Source organism: Rhodococcus yananensis, from assembly GCF_020515525.1.
Lineage (GTDB): Bacteria > Actinomycetota > Actinomycetes > Mycobacteriales > Mycobacteriaceae > Rhodococcus > Rhodococcus yananensis.
Window position 1 is genome coordinate 1 of sequence record NZ_JAIYEP010000077.1, and the last position, 19,422, is coordinate 19,422.

The following is a 19,422-nucleotide window of genomic DNA, read 5'->3' on the forward strand; positions in this document are numbered from 1 at the left end:
CGCCGCGTCAGGTCGCTGCGGGGCCGCCGGGAGCCGGTGTGTCAGGCCACGATCGGGCCGCGGGCGGCCTCGTAGGCCGCGCCGACCCGGTAGAGCCGTTCGTCGGCGTGCGCGGGCGCCATGATCTGCAGTCCGACAGGCAGTCCGTCGTCGGCGGACAGCCCCGACGGCACCGACATCGCGCAGTGCCCGGCCAGGTTGGTCGGGAGGGTGCACAGGTCGGACAGGTACATGGCCAGTGGATCGTCGACCTTCTCGCCGAGCTTCCACGGGGTGAAGGGGCTCGTGGGCGAGACCAGCACATCGACCTGCTCGTAGGCCTTGTCGAAGTCCTGCGCGATGAGGGTACGCACCTTCAGGGCCTGGCCGTAGTAGGCGTCGTAGTAGCCGGACGACAGCGCGTACGTGCCGATCATGATGCGGCGCTTGACTTCCTTGCCGAAACCTGCGGCGCGGGTCGCGGCCATGACCTGCTCGGCGCTCATCGTGCCGTCGTCGACACGCAGGCCGTAACGCATGGCGTCGAACCGAGCGAGGTTGGACGACACCTCGGACGGGAGGATCAGGTAGTACGACGCGAGGGCGTACTCGAAGTGCGGGCACGAGACCTCGACGACCTCGGCCCCCAGTTTCGTGAGGGTCTCGACCGCGGCGTCGAACGACGAGAGCACACCCGGCTGGTAGCTGTCGGAGTGCAGTTCCTTGACGACGCCGACCTTCACACCCGACAGGTCACCGGCCGCGCCCTGACGGGCGGCTTCGACGACGGGACGGACGGGAGTGTCGACGGAGGTGCTGTCGCGGGGATCGTAGCCGGCGATGACCTCGTGCAGCAGCGCGGTGTCGAGGACGGTACGGCCGCACGGTCCGCCCTGATCGAGCGACGATGCGCACGCGACGAGCCCGAACCGCGACACCGTGCCGTACGTCGGCTTGGTGCCGACGGTGGCGGTGACCGCGGCAGGCTGGCGGATCGAGCCGCCGGTGTCGGTGCCGATGGCGAGGGGAGCCTGGTACGACGCGAGGGCCGCCGCGGAGCCACCACCGGATCCGCCCGGAATCCGCGAGGTGTCCCACGGGTTGCGGGTGGGTCCGTATGCGGAGTTCTCGGTGGACGAACCCATCGCGAACTCGTCCATGTTGGTCTTGCCGAGGATCGGGATCCCCGCCTCACGCAGTCGCGTCGTCAACGTCGCGTCGTACGGCGACACCCAGCCCTCGAGGATCTTCGACGCGCACGTCGTGGGCATGTCGACGGTCGTGAACACGTCCTTGAGCGCGATCGGCACACCCGCGAGCGGTGATGCCGGCTTCTCACCGGCGGCGACGGCTCGATCCACGGCCTCCGCGGCGGCGAGGGCCTGCTCGGAGGCCACGTGGAGGAACGCGTGGTATTCGGTGTCGACCTCGGCGATGCGGTCCAGGTGCGCGCGGGTGACGTCGACGGACGACAGCTCACCGGCGTGGATGCGGGCCGCGAGGGTCGCGGCGTCGAGGCGGGTGGGATCGCCGTTCACGGTGTCGGTGCTCATTCGCCCTCCCCCAGAATCTGCGGAACCGAGAACCGATCCTCCTCGACGACCGGTGCACCCGACAGCGCCTGCTCCGGGGTCAGGCCGGGCCGCACCACATCGGGGCGGGTCACGTTCGCGACGGCGTTCGGATTCGCCATCGGCGCGACGTCGTCCGCGGCCACCTCCGACACCGCCTTGACGTGGTTGAGAATCGAATCCAGCTGGCCGGCGAACTCGTCGAGTTCGGCGTCGGTCAGCGCGAGCCGGGACAACCGGGCGAGGTGCGCGACCTCGTCACGGGAGATGGCAGGCACCGTGGGTGGCCCCTTTCCGATGGAGTGTGGAGCGCCCCTTCTGGAGTACGGGACGTCCCGTCCAGGGTAATGCGTCGCATCGCGGCCGGTGCAGCCGGTTCGCCCCGCTCGGCGCGGCCGCGGTGTGTTGCGAGTTCGAGAAACCCGTGTTGCGCCGATGTGACGCCACCGGCACCCACCGGGGGTTTTCCCGCCGGCGACGGGCGGGGCACGCCCGAGGCGATCCCACTGCGTGCCCGTGAAGTGACAGGATGGAATCACCGGGGCGCGTCGTCCCGGGCCGACGCGCGCGTGCGACGTCGGCACGATCTCGGGAAGGACACACGTGTCGTACCTGTTGCGTGTCCAGCTCCCCGACCGGCCCGGCAGCCTCGGCGCGCTCGCGCTGGCCCTGGGCGCGGTCGGAGCGGACATCCTGTCGCTCGATGTCGTCGAACGCGGGTCCGACTTCGCCATCGACGATCTCGTGGTCGATGTCGAACCCGGGAAGCTCCCGGACACGCTGCTGACCGCCGCGGAGGCCGTCGACGGGGTGACCGTCGACTCGATCCGTCCCTACGCGGGCATCCTCGACACCCACCGCGAACTGGAACTCATCGACCAGGTCGCCGCCGCCAGGAACGACCGGATGCAGGTCCTCGCCGACGGCGCTCCGCGGGTGCTGCGCGTGGGGTGGGCCACCGTCGTCGGGTTCGGTCCCGACGGCTCCTATCGGATCGCCGGCAGCCCGGGCGCGCCCGAGACGCGGCTGGGTACGGCGCCGTGGATGCCGCTCGAGAAGCCGATGCTGCTCGATCACGAAGGCGAGTGGGTGCCGGAACTGTGGCGGGAGATGGACACGATGCTCGCCGCTGCCCCACTCGGCTCCCCCGACCGGGTGCTGCTGCTCGGCCGGCCGGGAGGCCCCGAGTTCCGGCCGTCGGAGGTCGCACGGATCGGCTATCTCGCCGGGATCATCGGTACCGTTCTCGGCTGACCCACCCCACCGTCATGCGATGCGCGGCAGCGATCGCCTCGGCCCGTGAGTGGACACCGAGTTTCCGGTACAGCGACCGCATCTGGGATTTGACGGTGTTGACGCTGACGAACTGGGCCTTCGCGATCGTGCTCGTTGTACCACCTGCGACCAGAGCATCGAGGACCTGATGTTCGCGGCGCGTGAGACGAATGTCGTGACAGCACTCGGTCGTCGAATCGGCCGGGGCATATCCGACATCCGTAGGAAACTCCACACCGTGCGCCGCGAGCGCATCGATCAGTTGGGGAACGAGAACGGTGAACGGTCTCACCATCCCCGTCTGCCGGGCAAGGACGCCCGCCCGAGCGAGAAACCGGTCGGTCGCCACCTCCCAACCCGCCGAGTGCGCGGCAGCCGCCCCGACCACCGCCAGTTCCAGAAGCGTGCCGGGAGCGCAGTTCGGGTCGTTGCCGTAGTGCTCGGCGACGGCAACAGCACCTGCCGGGTCCGCTTCCGATACCAGGATCCGGGCACGTACCGGGGCGGAGCGGCAATCGATCGCCCCGGCCATCAGGCGCGACGCCTGATCCACCCGTCCCAGCGCCAGTTCGAGATCGGCTCGGACCACCGACAGCAGCCCGTTCGACACGCCCTGACACCGTGGCCCGAACCGGCGCATCTGCATTTCGACGTGACGGAGCCCGTCGCCGGGCACGGATGTGAGCAGTGCGTACTTCCCTTTCGCATAGAGGATGTGGGCCCACAGTTCCTCGTCCTCGTGGGGCGCACCCAACTCGGCGAGGGCGACCTCCGCCCCTTTGATATCGAGGGTGTCCAACGCGACGAGCGCTGTGGCGACGACGACGGCGGTCCGCTCGCATGTCTGCCCGATTCCGACGGACGACGCACATCGGCGTGCCCTGTCGATCCAGGATCCGGCATCGGCGGTGTCCCCTCGGACGGCGTGCGCGAGCGCGAGCAGTCCGGTGACATGCCCTTCGAGGGTGGTGTCCGCTCCCGCCCCCACGGCGAGCCGGAGGATCGATATCGCGTCGTCGTGGCGATCGGCGAGCAGGTAGGTGATCCCGATGTGCAGGTAGTGGAACGCACAGGTCCGACAGGTGACGACATCGAGTGCCGTGAGCAACGCGTGATCGGTGAGGGCAACGTCGCACAACTGCGTGGCAGCGGTGATGTAACCGCACGCACGCAGACCCATCACCCGCACGATCAGGTCGGCGTGACCGCGCCCGGTACACACCGACGCTCCGATCACCGTCCGCCCGCACCGATCCTCGATCCCGACCGATTCCTCCGCGGGCACGTTCGGCCGAGTACGGTGCACGGCCGGGCGCGGCGAGACCGGCATGCCCGTTGCGTCGCGGGTTCCTCCACGCAAATGGAGTCCAGCGACGCGCCGCAACGATTCACACACGGCATCGGGGTGTTCGAGGTGCCGCTCGTGAAGTCCCGGTGGGCGGTCCACCATACCGGCCGCTTCGAGTATCCCTGCGGCGCCCGCAAGTGCCGACCGTGACTCTGCGGTCGCCGCTCGGTCCCACACCACCGTCCCGGTTCCGAACACACCTCTCCGGTACGCCTGCGCCACGGCAGGCTCTGCAACGACCGTCCGCCACACCAGCGCATCGACTGCAGCGTCGATGACCCGTTCGAGGGGTTCATCGGGCCGCGTGTTCCTCGCGTCCTCGCGTTTCACAGCACGACACACAGCCGCGACGAGCCCCGGCAATCCCCCTGTGCGGCACAGGATCATACGGATATCCGCTGCACGCTGCGGCACCCCCGAAGCCCGGAGAAACAATCCCGTCTCCTCCTCGGTGAAGGCCAGGGAACCCGAGGTCACGACCGTGGAATCGGATCCCGCCGAGACGAGCGGAGCCCAGCACCCTTTCGTTCGGGTCGTGACGATCGTCTTCAACGGCGCCCCGCAGCGGAGCAGCACTCCTACGCCTTCCTCCACTCCTCCGCCGCCGCCACCGCCGACGAGGTCACAGCCATCCAGTACGAGGACGATCGGATCATGCTGTGCAACAAGAACAGAACTCAGTGCGGCAACACCGTCTCCACCGGATTCCGGTGGTGCCGTACCGAGGTGGGCGCACGTCGATGCCAGAACGCGCCACCAATACTCGGCTGCGATGATTCCGCGCGGCGGTGTTTCGACGAACACGACGGCACCCGATGGCATCGGGTCGGTCATCATCCACGTCCGGATCAGTGTGGTCTTCCCGGAGAACCGGTTTCCGTGGACGACGACCAGGGAGTCCGGACCCGACAGAAGCGGGAACAACCGGGTACGGGGCAGCGGCAGCGGTTCCGGCACCTGACGCGAATCCTCTCCGTCCGCGGGGCCACGCGCCGATGCAGCAATCTTTTCGGCCCCCGGTGAACAGCCATTCGACCACTGAATGCAGGTTATCAGCGTCCGATCACGGCCGGTGAGGATTTCACGGCATGGTCCACATCGCCCGTGCCGGCTGCATCGTCGATCATCGACGCAGCGTTCGGGCGCCTCCGGTGCTCGGCACTCCGTGCCGCACCTCAGTGCGCGAAGCCACGCGCCGTGTGACCGACCCCCAATCCCTGGGACAGTCGATCGACCACGTCCTCGATCGACTCGGACAATCTGTAGGCGAGGTCGCGACTGAACCCTTCCCGCAGCACCACCCGCAGGACCGCGACGTCCTCGGCATTCGCAGGCATCGTGTACGCCGGCACCAGGAAGCCCCGCGCACGCAACTCGTGCGAGATGTCGAAGACGGTGAATCCCGGATCGCCTGTCAGCCGGAACGCCAACACGGGCAGCGCTGATCCGTCGGTGATCATCTCCATGTTGTCGATCCGGGAGATCCGCTCGGACAGCATCAGCGCAGTGTCCCTCAACGACTCCATGACCTGCGTGTATCCGGCAACACCCAGCCTGATGAAGTTGTAGTACTGGCCCACCACCTGGTTTCCGGACCGCGAGAAGTTCAGCGTGAACGTCGGCATGTCACCGCCGAGATAGTTGACCCGGAACACCAGATCCTCCGGCAGGTACTCCTTCGAACGCCACACCACGAAACCGATACCCGGATACGTCATTCCGTACTTGTGACCGCTGACGTTGATCGACGCGACACGGGAGACCCGGAAGTCCCATTCGAGTTCGGGGTGGAGGAAGGGTACGACGAACCCACCGCTGGCGGCATCCACATGCACGGGAACGTCAGGTCCGCCGTCCGCTGCGACGCGGTCGAGCATCTCGGCGATCTCGGCGACCGGTTCGAGTTCACCGGTGAACGTCGTGCCGAGAATCGCCACGACACCGATCGTGTTCTCGTCGACGGCCTCACGCACCTGCTCGGGTGTGATCACGTAGCGCCCGTTCTCCATGGGCAGGTACTTGGGTTCGACATCGAAGTAGCGGCAGAACTTCTCCCAGACCACCTGGACGTTGCTGCCCATGATCAGGTTCGGTGTGTTCGTGTCCTTCCCTGCCGCCTCCCGCTTCTGCCGCCAGCGCCACTTGAGGGCGAGCCCCGCCAGCATGACGGCCTCGGAGGACCCCACGGTGGAGACTCCGGTCGCTGACGCGGGGTCGGTGGGCGACAATCCTTCCGCGTGGAACAGCGCGGCGACGATGTTGACACACCGTGTCTCGATCTCCGCCGTCGCGGGATACTCGTCCTTGTCGATCATGTTCTTGTCGAACGTCTCCGCCATCAGACGGTCCGCCTGCGGATCCATCCACGTGGTCACGAACGTCGCGAGGTTCAGACGCGAGCTGCCGTCGAGCATCAACTCGTCATGGATGAACCGGTATGCCGCTTCCGGTTCGGTTTCCGACTTGGGCATGCGCAGGGCGGGGATCGGATCGGTACCGAGCCTGCCGGTGTATGCGGGTGCGAGCGTTTCTGCGGGAGCTGCGAATTCGTCCGACATCTGTTCCTCCGGTTTTCTCGTGCATCGAACATCTGTCCGTCCGATTGCGGTGGTGAACTGCGCTGCGGCCGACACACCCGACCGATCAGACTTCGATCGGCGGATAGAGTCGTTCCATCGTGTAGCGGCGATTCCGTCGTACCGACAGGGCACTCGCCGTCAGCGACACGAGCAGGATTCCGGTCAGTACCGCAACCGCGATCCACAGCCGTGAATCGATCCGATCCGCGACGGTGAGCTGACGGAGTCCGTTGACCGTGTAGGTCATCGGGTCGAACGGATGTATGTACTGGAACGGTTTCGCAGTGGTGGGTACCGGGTAGATGCCCCCGGCCGACACCAACTGCAGCATCAGGAAGGCCAGGGTGACAACCCGTCCCACCGCGACACCGAACACGGCGTTGAACGCCTGGATCATCGCCAGGTAGGTGGCGGACACGAGAATGAGGAACAGAATCGTTCCCGCGACGTGCTTGACGTCGAGTCCGACGCCGAAGTGCACTACGACGTACATGACAACGACCTGGAGGATTCCGACGAACAGCGCCGGCCAGTAGGACGCCAGTACCGTTCGGTAGAGTCCGAGACCCGCGACGATCGGCCGGGACTGCAGCGGCGTGAGCAGCATCCAGGTGATGATGCCGCCGACGAACAGAGCCAGCGACAAGAAGAACGGGGCGAATCCGGTACCGAACGTCGATGCCTCGTTGTTCGTGTTCTGGTGCAGTGCCACCGGCGTGGACAGGGTGTCCGCGGTCGCGGTGCGCTGCTGATCGGTCCAGCTCGGCACCTCCTGCGCGCCCTGGGACAGTGCATCGGCCAGCTCGTGGGAACCCGACTGCAGTTCGACCATGCCCGAGGACAGTTGACCGGCCCCGTCGGACAACTGGAAGCTGCCGTCGGTCAACTGGATCAATCCGGTGTGCAGCGACGCAGCACCCGAGTTCAATTCGTTCACACCGCTTTGCAGTTCGCTCACTTGCGCAGCGATGCTGCCGTCCTGCAGCAGTGCAAGCCCGGTCATCAGGGGACTGTTCGGATTGTTCAGCTGGTATTCGAGTGCCTGCGCGTCACCTTGCAATCGCACGATCTCCGCACGCAACGCCTCGGTATCCGACACCACCTGCGCCGCGGTGAACGGTGCGAGGGCTGTGACGGCCTGCTGGACCAGCGGGTCCGAACTCTGCCCGAGAATATCGATGACCTGCTGAACCGCAGACGACACCGACGAGGTCGTCGACTCCGGTATCCGCCCTTCCAGGGCAACTATCGAGGCCCGCAGCTCCGCGGCCCGAGTTCCGGCGTCGGCCAGTGCGCCACCGTCGAGTGCGCTCAACAGCGGCCCGGTGACTCCATCGATCGCGGTCGCCAGTTGATTCGTTCCTTCCGCGAGCTGCGCGGAACCGTCGCGTGCGGTGACCATGTTGTCCGCGAGTTCGGTGGCGCCCGAACTGAGCTGGTCCGCCCCCGACGCAGCGGTATCCACCCCGGCCGCAAGGGTTTCCGCTCCGTCTGCGGCCTGCTTCAGGCCGGTGCCCGCACTCTCGAGGCCGGTGAGCACCTGACCGACCCCCTGCGCGCCGATCGTCGAGTTGACCTGGTTGATCACCTGCTCCGACGCATCCTGGCCGATGATCGTCGCCAGGTAGTTGTTCGCATCGTTGAACGTGAAGATCAGATTCGCCTTGACCGGATCGTCCCCGTTGGGGGACTCCACCGCTTCGGTGAAGTTCTCGGGGATGGTGATCGTGTAGTAGTACGTCCCGTCGGCCAGACCGGCGGCAGCCGCGTTCTCGGACACTTCCGCCAGGTCCAACTGTCCGGAGGCGACGAGCGACTTGACGACCTGATCGCCGGCGTCGACCCGGTCACCGGTCGCCGACAGTCCGGTGTCGTTGTTGACGATCGCCGCGGGAATCCTGTCGACCGCACCGAACGGATTCCAGAAGGCCCACAGGTACATCGCTCCGTACAGCAGCGGCATCAGGATGATCGTGGCGATCGCGATGCGGGGCATGGTGCCCCGGAAGTAACGCTTCGAGTCGCTTCCGAGCGAGATTCCCGCCAGCATGCGTCACCTTCCCTCGGTCAGGACGCCGATGTCACCGGGACCGAGCAGTCCTTGCAGGTCCACGACCGCACGCACTCCGCTTCCCGGAGGGAGTGGATTCACGTCCGCGGTGATCACCGACTGCCGCTCTCCCAGTTCGACGAGCCTGTCCAGCATCGTGGCGCGCTCCTCGTCGTCGGCGATCCGGTCCACTCGTCCGACGACCAGGAGCGGCGGCCGGTGGGTGTTCGCGACCGCGACCCGCAGCAGCAGTTGCTGGATCTCCGGAAGGTCGTCGACGAACGCGTTGAGTCGTGGGAGCGGTACATCACCGAACACCTCCTCACACATGTCGGCGACGCCGCCGGCATCGACGCGCGGCACGAACCTGTACCAGGGTGAATTCCACCGCTTCTGCTCGGTGACGAGGTCGCGCACGGTGACCGACGGCAGCACATCGTCGAGTTCGTTCAGGCAGGCGATCGCCGAATGCGCCAGCACCTTCCTCGGCTGGTTCTCGAACCCGAGGATCGACAGGACTCCGCGCGTGAGCCGCATCCTGCCGCACAGTGCCATCAGAAGTGCGGTACGTGCTGCTCCTGCCTGCGCCGCCAGCACCGTCACTCCGCCCTCATCGATGTCGAGGTCGAGCGGGCCGAAGACGTGACCCCACGGTCCGTGCAGTTCGATGTTTCGGGCGGAAACCAGGCTTCCGGGACACCTCTCCCACCGGGGCCCTTCCGGTTCGGCGTCGTCGGAGGTTTCGAAGTCCTCGAAATCATAGTCCTCGAAGTTCGTTTCAGACACTCACCACACCACTTCCGCAGCCGATCCCTGATGATGCCCCGACGTCCCACTGAGCACGGCACCGGACGGTGTCATGCACCTCTACAGCACAGTCACAGTTGATTCTTGACGACCACACCGTTCTTCACGATCACCGGAAGGTTCTTGCCGGGATCAGCGAGCAGGTTCAGGTCTTCGAGCGGATTTCCGTCCACGAGAAGCACATCCGCCCACGCATCCTTCTTGACGACACCGAACTGAGCCTGCCGGTAGGGGTCGCGCTCACCGGCGAGCCGGAACAGTTCCGCATTGCCCGAGGTCAGCATCCGCAGCGCGTCCAGATTGGTGTAGTGGTCGCCGAGCCGTGCGGCCATCTCACTCTGCCGCGGCGCGATCTGGGGTTCGAGCAGAAGGTCGGTCCCCCACGCGGTCTTGACGCCGTGCTTCTTCGCCCACTCGTAGACATTCGCAACGCCCGTGCAGATCTCCCGGTCCTTCTCGGCGCGGTCGGGGTCGGGGTAGTGGTGATCACCGAGCGCGAACGGCTGCATCGACAACCACACCTCCTTCTCCGCTATGAGCGCGATCGTGCTCTCGTCGGAAAGCTGCCCGTGCTCGATCGAGCGCACACCCGCCGCGATCGCACGCCGGATACCGGTGACGTTGTAGACGTGTGTGGCCACATAGGTGCCGTAGTCGGTGGCCGCGTTCACCGCAGCCTGCAATTCCTTGTCGATGAACTGCACGGTGTACAGCGGGTCGTACATGGAGGCGGCGCCGCCACCGACCATGAGTTTGATCTGTGAGGCGCCCTTCTTCAGTTGCTCCCGTACACCGGCGAGCACCTGGTCCTCCCCGTCGGCGACACGCATGAATCCGATCTGTTCTGCACGACTCTGATCTCCGCCGAACACGGTCGGGCACTGGTAGACGAACCCGAAGTCTCCGTGCCCACTGGTCTGAGACAACGCTGCCTGGGACGGATAGATGCGCGGTCCCTCGAACAACCCGCGGTCGATCACCGACTTGATGCTGGACGTGTCGCCGGCCATGTCCCGCACCGCGGTGAAACCACGATGAAGCATGTTCTTCGCTTCAGCGAGGCCGTTCAACGCGATGTGCGCTTCGCTGCCCATCACCATGTCGACGTAGGAGTTGGCGTTGCCGACGAGGTGGACGTGAGCGTCGCTCATTCCGGGCATCAGCACCCGGCTCTTCCCGTCGACGACGACGGTGTCGCGTCCCGGTTCGTCTCCGATCGGAGAATCCGAGACCGCGGCGATCCGGGTTCCGTCGATCAATACGTCGCCGGTGGTCAGGTCACCGGAATAACCGTCGAACACACGAACATTGCGGAACAGCAATCGCATACCGGGTTCCAGGGCCGTTGTCATGGTCGGGACGTTAACCGGGTTGCCCACGGCACGCGCCGGATCTCACCCTCGCGCAGGGATTTCACCCTCGCATTTCACCCTCGGACCGATTCGCCACGGAGAAGGCCACCACAACAGGGTCTTTCGCCCCGTATTCGAGTGCCGGAATCCCACGAAATCCCGTAGCGGCATGATCTACACTTCCGCCATGGTCATCCGGCCGACACTCCTCATGCAGTCGTGGGGATTCGTCCTTGGATCGTTTCTCTTCGCTCTCGGCTCTGCACCGGTTGTCGCGAGCATGCTCGGAACCACGGCGGCGAACACATCCTTCTTCGTGGGGTCGTGGTTCTTCACGGCGGCGGCATTCATCCAATTGATGTTGAGCGGCGCCGCGACAGTCGACGACAAGCAGGGTGTCGGCATCCGCGCCGAATGGCTGTCCGCGATGATCCAGTTCATCGGCACACTGCTGTTCAATGTGAGCACCGGCGCCGCACTGCACGCACACACCGTCAAGGGTGAGATGCACCTGGTGTGGAACCCCAACCTGGAGGGTTCCCTGTGCTTTCTCGCGTCGAGTGCGCTCGCGGTGCTGCTGTTGCTGCGGGCGAAATCCTACTGGCAGCCACGCTCGAAGAACTGGCTGAGTGTGTGGCTGAACATGCTCGGGTCGATCGCGTTCGGGGTGTCGGCAGTCGGATCGTTCGTCCTCACCGACGGTAATACCCTCGATCCGAGCCTGGCGAACTACGGCACGTTCGTCGGTGCGTTGTGCTTTCTTCTCGCGTCGGCCATCTTCCTCGGCACCGGCAGAACCGACTCGGCGACGCTGTCGCCAGCGTCGTGAACACCGGCAGATCTCACTCCACGGATTCGTCCGCGGATCCGAGCACCACGCCGGGGCCGTCCGCGAGCACACGCGTGAACGCATCCTCGTCGATCACGGGAACACCCAGGTCGGAGGCCTTGTCCGCCTTCGAACCGGGGTTGTCGCCGACCACGACGAACGCCGTCTTCTTCGACACCGAGCCCGCTGCCTTGCCGCCGCGCACGAGGATCGCTTCCTTCGCCTCGTCGCGGGAGAAGCCGGTGAGGGTGCCGGTGACGACGATGGACATGCCTTCGAGGGTGCGGTCGACGGACTCGTCGCGCTGGTCCTGCATGGACACGCCCGCGGCCGCCCACTTGTCGACGATGGCGACGTGCCAGTCGACGGTGAACCACTCGGTCACCGCCGATGCGATCGTGCTGCCGACGCCTTCGACGGCGGCGAGTTCGTCGACGGATGCGGCGCGGATCCGCGCGAGGCTGCCGAATTCGGTGGCGAGGGCTCGCGCCGCGGTGGGGCCGACGTGCCGGATCGACAGCGCCACGAGCACCCGCCACAGCGGTTTGTGTTTCGAGTTCTCGAGGTTCTGCAGCAGGCGTTCCCCGTTCTTCGACAACACTCCCTTGGTGGTGCGGAAGAGCGCGGTGCGCAGAAGATCGTCGGCGGTGAGCGAGAACAGGTCTCCCTCGTCGCCGATCGCGCCGGATTCGAGCAGTGCCGTGGCGGCTTCGTAGCCGAGCGCCTCGATGTCGAACGCGCCGCGGCCCGCGACATGGAACACCCGCTCGCGCAACTGCGCCGGGCAGTGCTGCTGATCGGGGCATCGCAGATCGACGTCGCCCTCCTTGGCGGGCGCGAGAGTCGTTCCGCATTCGGGACATTCGGTGGGCATCACGAAAGCACGCTCGGTTCCGTCCCGGACGTCGACGACAGGGCCGAGTACCTCGGGGATCACGTCTCCGGCCTTGCGCAGCACGACGGTGTCGCCGATGAGGATGCCCTTGCGCACGACCTCCGACGCATTGTGGAGGGTGGCGAGCGAGACCGTCGAGCCCGCCACCGACACGGGCTCCATGTAGGCGAAGGGGGTCACTCGGCCGGTGCGCCCCACGCTGACCCGGATGTCGAGCAGTTTCGTGGTGACCTCTTCGGGCGGGTACTTGTACGCGATCGCCCATCGCGGTGCGCGGGAGGTGGCACCGAGCCGGCGGTGCAGGCTCATCTCGTCGATCTTCACGACGAGCCCGTCGATCTCGTGTTCGATGTCGTGGCGGTGTTCGCCCCAGTAGCGCATGCGTTCGACGACGGCGTCGGCGCCCTGCACACGGACGGTGTGCGCGGACACCGGCAGCCCCCACGTGGCGAGCGCGTCGTACATCTGCGACTGCGACTGCGGGGCGAATCCTTCGACACGGCCGAAGCCGTGGCAGATCATGCCGAGGCGTCGCTTGGCGGTCACGGCGGGATTCTTCTGGCGCAGAGACCCCGCCGCCGAGTTCCGAGGATTGGCGAACGGTGCCTTGCCGTCGGCGACGAGGCTCGCGTTGAGTGCCTGGAAGTCCTCCAGCCGGAAGAACACCTCACCGCGCACCTCGAGCACCGTCGGAATCGGGAAATCATCGGTGGCGGTGAGCCGTTCGGGGATCGTGTCGATGGTCAGGGCGTTGAGGGTGACCTCCTCACCGGTGCGTCCGTCGCCGCGGGTCGCGGCGCGTACGAGTCGCCCGTTCTCGTAGACCAGGCTCAGTGCGACACCGTCGATCTTGACCTCGCACAGGTAATGCAGATCCGATCCGGCTTCGGACTCGACTCGGGACAGCCATGCGCGCAGTTCGTCCTCGTCGAAGACGTTGTCGAGGCTGAGCATCCGCTCGAGATGGTCGACGGGGGTGAAATCGGTGGCGAACCCTCCACCGACGAGTTGGGTCGGTGAATCGGCCACCCGGAGGTCGGGATACTTCTCCTCGAGGGCCACGAGCTGCCCGAGGAGCTGGTCGAAGGCACCGTCGGAGATGATCGGGGCGTCGCGCACGTAGTACCGGAACTGGTGCTCGCGCACCTCCTCGGCGAGCTGCTGCCAGCGTTCCCGCGCCTCGGCTGGTGCGGTGGGGGCCACGTCCGTGTCCGTCGGTTCACTCACAGCTGGAAAGCGTAGTCGAGGACACCGACCGCTTCGCGCGTCACGAGGATACCGACCGCTTCGCGCGTCACGGGAACACCGACCGCTTCGCGCGTCACGAGGACACCGACCGCTTCGCGCGTCACGAGGACACCGACCGCTTCGCGCGTCACGAGGACACCGACCGGGTCGCGCCTCACAGTGTGTCGGGGTCTTCGGCGAAGGCTGCGGTGATGTCGCGGGCGAGCGACAGTGCGGTGCGCGCCCAGTGCGGATCGGCGGCGGCGAGACCGCAGGCCGGGGTGACGGCGACCGACCGGAGCGTGGACCGGGGGAATCCGAGCCGGTCGATCATCGCGACAGCGGGAGCGGCGAGGTCGCGCCAGGTGGGTGTGACGGCGGGGGCGGTGGTGGGTACGACGCCGAGGGCGAGGGCCGCTCCGGAGTCGAGGAGTTCACCGATTCCGTCGAGGTCGCCGGTGCGGACGCGGGAGAGGTCGAACGCAACGGCGTCGGCCGCGGTGCCGCGCAGCAGTCCGGTGGGGATCGTGTCGGCGCAGCAGTGCACGCAGACCGGTCGCCCGATCGCGCGGATGGCGTTGTCGAGGAGGTGTTGCGCCTCGGGTTGCGGTATGGCAGCGACGGTTTCGAGCACCGTCCGGCCGCGTAGCGAGCCTGCGAGGATGTCGGGGAGGGATGGTTCGTCGAGTTGCACGACGGTCGCGGCACCGGTGCGTCGGGTCACCTCGGCGGCGTGCCGGGCGAGCCCTTCGGCGAGGGACTCGGTGATGTCGCGGACGGCACCGTGGTCGGTCAGGACACGTCTGCCGGTGGACAGTTCGACGTGGGCGGCGAGCGTGAACGGGCCGGGCGCCTGCACCTTGAGGGTTCCGCCGGGTCCTCGTCCGGCGAGTTCCCAGGCTTCTTCGAGTGCGTCGAGATCCTGGTCGAGCAGGTCGGTGGACCGCGCGGCCACGGTCCCGCGTCCGGTGGTGAGTCGGTAGCCGGTGGTCGAGGCGTCGAGGCACAGGTCGACGAGCAGTCCGCTCGCGCGTCCGATCATGTCGGCGCCGATACCGCGTCCGGGTAGTTCGACGAGGTGCGGCATGTCGGGGAGTTCGCCGACGATGATCGCGGCGGCCTCACGCGCGTCGGTGCCGGGCCACGAACCGATGCCGGTGGTGATGCCGGACCAGCGGGTTCCGGTGGTGTCGGTGGTGGCCGCGTCGGACGTGCTCACCGGTCCCCTGCGGTGTCGGTTCCGGCTGCGGTGTCGGTGCCGGCGATGGTGGCGCTGCCCAGGACGATGTCTCCTGCGGGGTCGGGTCGGTACAGGACGGCAGCCTGCCCGGACGCGACACCGGTGAGTGGTTCGCGCAGGCTGATGGTGATCCCGTCGTCGACGGCCTCGGCGACGGCGGAGGCGAGACCGCCGTGTGCGCGCACCTGGACGACGCACTCGATCGGTCCGACCGGTGCTGTCCCGGACGTCCAGACTGCGTGTTCGGCGCGGATGGTCGACACCCGGAGGTGTTCGGCGCCGCCGACGATCACGGTGCCCGTCTCGGGTTCGATCGCGGTGACGTAGCGTGGGCGTCCGTCCGGTCCGGGACCGGCGATGCCGAGGCCTTTGCGTTGCCCGATCGTGAATCCGTGCACGCCTTCGTGTTCGGCGAGGACATCACCGGAGTCGGCGTCGACGACAGCTCCGGGACGGACTCCGATGCGGGCCCCGAGGAAGGCGCGGGTGTCACCGGACGGGATGAAACAGATGTCGTGGCTGTCCGGCTTGTTCGCGACGGAAAGCCCCCGCGCGGCGGCCTCCTCACGGATCAGGTCCTTGGGGGTGTCGCCGACGGGGAACGTCGCGCGGGAGAGTTGCTCGGCGGTGAGCACCGCGAGTACGTACGACTGGTCCTTGTCCGCGTCGACGGCGCGGCGCAGGACACCGTCGTGCAGTTGCGCGTAGTGGCCGGTGGCGACGGCATCGAATCCGAGTGCGACGGCACGGTCGGCCAGCGCGGAGAACTTGATCTTCTCGTTGCAGCGCAGGCACGGGTTGGGTGTCTGGCCCGCAGCGTAGGACGCGACGAAGTCGTCGATCACGTCCTCCTTGAAGCGATCTGCGAAATCCCAGACGTAGAAGGGAATTCCGAGCACGTCGGCCGCACGGCGGGCGTCACCGGCGTCCTCCTTCGAACAGCATCCGCGTGATCCGGTGCGGAGGGTGCCCGGCTCGGTGGACAACGCCAGATGCACGCCGACCACGTCGTGGCCCGCGTCGACGGCCCGTGCCGCGGCCACCGCCGAGTCCACGCCGCCGCTCATCGCCGCGAGAATCCTCATCGGCGGTCACCTCCTCCTCCACCGGCGCTCGCCAGTCCCGCGGCGCGCGCACGCTGCACCACCTGCGGCAGCACCGCGAGCAGAGCATCGATATCTTCTCGTGTCGTGTTGTGCCCCAGCGAGAATCGCAGGGATCCCCGTGCGACCACAGGGTCGCATCCCATGGCCACGAGCACGTGGCTGGCGCGTGCGACCCCCGCGGTGCACGCCGATCCCGTGGAGCATTCGATCCCGGCGGCGTCGAGGAGCATCAGCAGCGAGTCGCCCTCACACCCGGGGAACGTGAAGTGTGCGTTGCCGGCGAGCCGCCCGGTGGACCGTGGGCCGTTGAGCACCGCGTCCGGGACGGCTCCCTCGACACCGGCGATCAGCAGATCGCGGAGTTCCGCCAACCGCGCGGAGCGCTCGGGCAGGTCATCGGTCGCCTCCCGCAGGGCCGCGGCGGTCCCGACGATCGACGCGGTGTCCTGGGTGCCCGACCGGATGTCTCGTTCGTGACCGCCGCCGTGCAGGAGGGGCACACACGCCACCTGCCGGCCGAGCAACAGCACCCCCGCCCCCTGCGGTCCACCGAACTTGTGCGCGGCCGCGGTGAGTGCCGACAGGCCGCTGGCCGCGAAGTCCACCGGAAGGTGCGCCACGGCCTGCACGGCATCGCTGTGCATCGGCACCCCGAATTCGGCCGCGACGGCCGCGAGCTCCGCGATCGGCATGACCGTGCCGACCTCGTTGTTCGCCCACATCACGGTGACCAGGGCGATCTCGTCACCTCGCGCCTCGAGTTCGTCGCGCAGTGTCCGCGGGTCGACCCTTCCCGACCCGTCGACCGGCAGCCACGTCACCTCGGCGTCCTCGTGTGCGACGAGCCATTCGACGGCGTCGAGCACCGCGTGGTGCTCCACGGCGCTCGCGACGATGCGTCGCCGGCGCGGATCCTCGGCGCGCCGCGCCCAGTAGATGCCCTTGACCGCGAGATTGTCGCCTTCGGTGCCGCCCGAGACGAAGATCACTTCGGAGGGCCGGGCACCCAGGTGGGCGGCGATGGATTCCCGTGATTCCTCGATGCGCCGACGCGCGGCACGACCCGAGCCGTGCAGGGAGGACGCGTTGCCGACCGTGGCGAAGATCTCCGTCATCGCCTCGATCGCCGCGGGCAGCATCGGGGTGGTCGCGGCGTGGTCGAGGTAGACGGTCCTGGAGGTACCGGAGGATCCGGTGGCGGTCGAGGTCATGACCGATCCAGGATAGCGGGTGCGGCGCGGTGCCCGTCCGGGTCACCGCACCGCGCCGGCGGTCGCCCGCGGTCCCGGCGCCGGAACAGCCGCGGCGGGAGTGCGGGCGATGCGCGGCGCGATCGACGCGCGGTGCACGGAGCGCTCGCACCGTGCGGCCAGGTCGCGCCGGTCGGCACCGGGCCGTTCGAGTGGGGTGAGCACGACCCGGGCGGTTCCGCCGCGGGACCGGACGAGCCGACGCACCGACGCCGCCATCGTCTCGTCTCCCACGAAGGCGGGTTCGGTCGTCGCTGCGCCGGCTCGATCGACGTAGTGCACGCCGACGGGCTGCACGGGTACCTGCGCGCGGACGGCCGCCTCGAACAGCGCGGATCGGAACCGGCCGCCCACCCGGCCGCACCGGGTGGTGCCCTCGGGGAACACTGCGACCCGGGATCCGTCCCGCAGACGCAGATCGAGGTGTTCCACGAGCGAGGGGAGTTCACGGAGGCGTTCGCGTGCGATGGGAATCACGCCCGCGTGCCGGGCCAGCGACCCGAGAGCACCCCAGTCGAGCAGGTCGGCGCGCGCCACGAACGAGACGGGCACGATCGTCGTGAGAACGAGCACATCGACCCACGAGACGTGTGCCGCCACGACGAGCAGTCCCCCGTCGTGGTCCCGTCGGTCGCTCAGGTCCGCCAGTTCCACGCGGATGCCGAGGCACCGCAGGACCGCGCGGGCCCCGTACCGGTGCACGGCACCGCGAACCGCACACGGGCACGGCACGACCGCGGCGACGAACACGATCCCCACGGCGAACGCGAGCACGCACCATCGGAGTGCGACGACGAGCAGTCCCACCGTCGGGGGTGTGGACGGGAGGCATCCGGCGCCGCACGGACTGGACGGCATCCACGGGTGCGCGCGGGTGTTCACGCCGGAATCCCGGTGGGCACTCCGGCGGGGCCTCCGGCGCGCTCCGCGGCGTCCCGGAGCCTGTCCAGGTAGCGCAGGTTCGCGTCGGCGGTGGTCAGGATCGCCACGAAATCGGCGACGCCGAAGTCGGGATCGTGGGCGGGCTCGCCGCAGATGCGTGCGCCGAGCCGCAGGTAGCCGCGCAGCAGCGGCGGTACGGACACCCGCTGGGGCGGTGCGATGTCGTCGAGGCCGCGGCCGTCCACCCGGACGGGACGGTGCGGCGTGACCCGCCCGGCGGGTTCGACGGCGTGCCGCGCGAGCAGCAGATCCCGCACACCGCGCACGTTCGCCCCCGGGCTCTCGCCGCGATGGGTCCGCATCGGCACCGACACGCACCCGAACACGCGATCGTGTCCCGTCGTCTCGAGGTAGCGGAGGATGCCCGCCCACATCAGGGTCAACACCGCACCGGACCGGTGGGCGGGATCGACGCACGCGCGACCCATCTCCACCGCGGACGATCCGAAGGGGTCGAGTCGGGTGACGTCGAACTCGGTCGCGGTGTAGTAGCCGCCGGCGCGGACCGCCGCGGCGGGCGTGAGCATCCGGTAGCAGCCGACGAGGTGTCCGGTGGCGAGTTCGTGCACGAGCAGGTGGTCGCAGAAGTCGTCGAATCGGTCTGCGTCGAGGTCGGTGTCGCCGTCGTCGGGGAGCCCGAACCCGGGTTCGGCCGCGAACACTCGGCGGCGCAACCGCTGTGCGGCACGCCGAAGCCGCACGTCGGTGGACACCGTCAGGACGTATCGGGGTCCGGTGAGCAGGACTGTGGCGGTGGAGTCGCGGATGGGCCGCGGCACCGTTGTCGTGGTCATGGTGCAGGTGTAACGCCCGGGTCCGGCCCGCCGGGATCCGTGCGGTGTCCCGTCGATGCCGGATCGGTGAACACCGGGTTCACGGGTTCACCCCGGCGCTACGACCGCGGCCCATGGTGCCGCTCGAAGATTACGAGGACGACTACCTCGACGATCCGGCGAGCACCCGCCGCGACCG

At 67.8% G+C, this 19,422-nt stretch carries 16 protein-coding genes; 2 read left to right on the plus strand and 14 right to left on the minus strand.

Annotated elements, in window-relative coordinates; genetic code table 11:
* Nucleotides 1–41: 41 nt before the first annotated feature.
* Entirely contained in the window at nt 42–1,532 is a 1,491-nt protein-coding gene (gene gatA, locus LDQ05_RS16160; protein WP_226437979.1) for an Asp-tRNA(Asn)/Glu-tRNA(Gln) amidotransferase subunit GatA, read from the minus strand.
* Nucleotides 1,529–1,828, minus strand: coding sequence for an Asp-tRNA(Asn)/Glu-tRNA(Gln) amidotransferase subunit GatC (gatC, locus tag LDQ05_RS16165; RefSeq protein ID WP_226437980.1), 300 nt, complete (start codon nt 1,826–1,828; stop codon nt 1,529–1,531). Before gatC ends, gatA begins: the two co-directional genes overlap by 4 nt.
* 325 nt (nt 1,829–2,153) lie before the next feature.
* Here gatC and LDQ05_RS16170 point away from each other — a divergent pair, with 325 nt between their 5' ends.
* The gene (locus tag LDQ05_RS16170; protein ID WP_226437981.1) at nt 2,154–2,804 is read left to right on the plus strand and encodes an ACT domain-containing protein; all 651 of its coding nucleotides are present in this window, start codon (nt 2,154–2,156) and stop codon (nt 2,802–2,804) included.
* Here LDQ05_RS16170 and LDQ05_RS19875 read toward each other — a convergent pair.
* The 5 genes from LDQ05_RS19875 to LDQ05_RS16195 all read right to left on the minus strand — a co-directional run bounded on the left by LDQ05_RS19875 (nt 2,782) and on the right by LDQ05_RS16195 (nt 10,961).
* Nucleotides 2,782–5,130 carry a helix-turn-helix transcriptional regulator gene (locus LDQ05_RS19875; protein WP_226437982.1) on the minus strand — a complete coding sequence of 783 codons (2,349 nt, stop codon included), beginning with the start codon at nt 5,128–5,130 and terminating at the stop codon, nt 2,782–2,784. The genes LDQ05_RS16170 and LDQ05_RS19875 overlap by 23 nt on opposite strands.
* A gap of 218 nt (nt 5,131–5,348) precedes the next feature.
* On the minus strand, nt 5,349–6,731 hold the full coding sequence (gene gad, locus LDQ05_RS16180) for a glutamate decarboxylase (RefSeq protein ID WP_226437983.1): 1,383 nt from the start codon (nt 6,729–6,731) through the stop codon (nt 5,349–5,351).
* 85 nt (nt 6,732–6,816) lie between these two features.
* Complete coding sequence (locus tag LDQ05_RS16185; RefSeq protein WP_226437984.1) at nt 6,817–8,802, minus strand: YhgE/Pip domain-containing protein; 1,986 nt, start codon at nt 8,800–8,802, stop codon at nt 6,817–6,819.
* A gap of 3 nt (nt 8,803–8,805) precedes the next feature.
* Nucleotides 8,806–9,588: a hypothetical protein gene (locus LDQ05_RS16190; RefSeq protein ID WP_308013255.1), complete on the minus strand. Its 783-nt coding sequence runs from the start codon at nt 9,586–9,588 to the stop codon at nt 8,806–8,808.
* Nucleotides 9,589–9,680: 92 nt separating this feature from the next.
* Nucleotides 9,681–10,961 carry a metal-dependent hydrolase family protein gene (locus LDQ05_RS16195; protein ID WP_226437985.1) on the minus strand — a complete coding sequence of 427 codons (1,281 nt, stop codon included), beginning with the start codon at nt 10,959–10,961 and terminating at the stop codon, nt 9,681–9,683.
* 187 nt (nt 10,962–11,148) lie between these two features.
* Here LDQ05_RS16195 and LDQ05_RS16200 point away from each other — a divergent pair, with 187 nt between their 5' ends.
* The gene (locus tag LDQ05_RS16200; RefSeq protein WP_226437994.1) at nt 11,149–11,790 is read left to right on the plus strand and encodes a hypothetical protein; all 642 of its coding nucleotides are present in this window, start codon (nt 11,149–11,151) and stop codon (nt 11,788–11,790) included.
* A 13-nt stretch (nt 11,791–11,803) separates the two neighbouring features.
* Here the strand turns inward: LDQ05_RS16200 and ligA are convergent, their stop codons facing one another.
* The 7 genes from ligA to LDQ05_RS16235 are packed head-to-tail and all read right to left on the minus strand — an operon-like array spanning nt 11,804 to nt 19,244.
* Nucleotides 11,804–13,912 (minus strand): NAD-dependent DNA ligase LigA, encoded by a 2,109-nt coding sequence (gene ligA, locus LDQ05_RS16205; protein WP_226437986.1) that lies wholly within the window; start codon nt 13,910–13,912, stop codon nt 11,804–11,806.
* Complete coding sequence (locus LDQ05_RS16210) at nt 13,909–14,064, minus strand: hypothetical protein (protein WP_226437987.1); 156 nt, start codon at nt 14,062–14,064, stop codon at nt 13,909–13,911. The genes ligA and LDQ05_RS16210 overlap by 4 nt, the downstream gene beginning before the upstream one ends.
* 23 nt (nt 14,065–14,087) lie before the next feature.
* The gene (locus LDQ05_RS16215; RefSeq protein WP_226437988.1) at nt 14,088–15,131 is read right to left on the minus strand and encodes a methionine synthase; all 1,044 of its coding nucleotides are present in this window, start codon (nt 15,129–15,131) and stop codon (nt 14,088–14,090) included.
* On the minus strand, nt 15,128–16,237 hold the full coding sequence (gene mnmA, locus LDQ05_RS16220; RefSeq protein WP_226437989.1) for a tRNA 2-thiouridine(34) synthase MnmA: 1,110 nt from the start codon (nt 16,235–16,237) through the stop codon (nt 15,128–15,130). Before mnmA ends, LDQ05_RS16215 begins: the two co-directional genes overlap by 4 nt.
* Nucleotides 16,234–17,469 (minus strand): cysteine desulfurase family protein, encoded by a 1,236-nt coding sequence (locus LDQ05_RS16225; RefSeq protein WP_226437990.1) that lies wholly within the window; start codon nt 17,467–17,469, stop codon nt 16,234–16,236. The genes mnmA and LDQ05_RS16225 overlap by 4 nt, the downstream gene beginning before the upstream one ends.
* Before the next feature lie 42 nt (nt 17,470–17,511).
* Complete coding sequence (locus LDQ05_RS16230; protein ID WP_226437991.1) at nt 17,512–18,390, minus strand: lysophospholipid acyltransferase family protein; 879 nt, start codon at nt 18,388–18,390, stop codon at nt 17,512–17,514.
* On the minus strand, nt 18,387–19,244 hold the full coding sequence (locus LDQ05_RS16235; RefSeq protein WP_226437992.1) for a GNAT family N-acetyltransferase: 858 nt from the start codon (nt 19,242–19,244) through the stop codon (nt 18,387–18,389). The genes LDQ05_RS16230 and LDQ05_RS16235 overlap by 4 nt, the downstream gene beginning before the upstream one ends.
* Between the last annotated feature and the right edge of the window lie 178 nt (nt 19,245–19,422).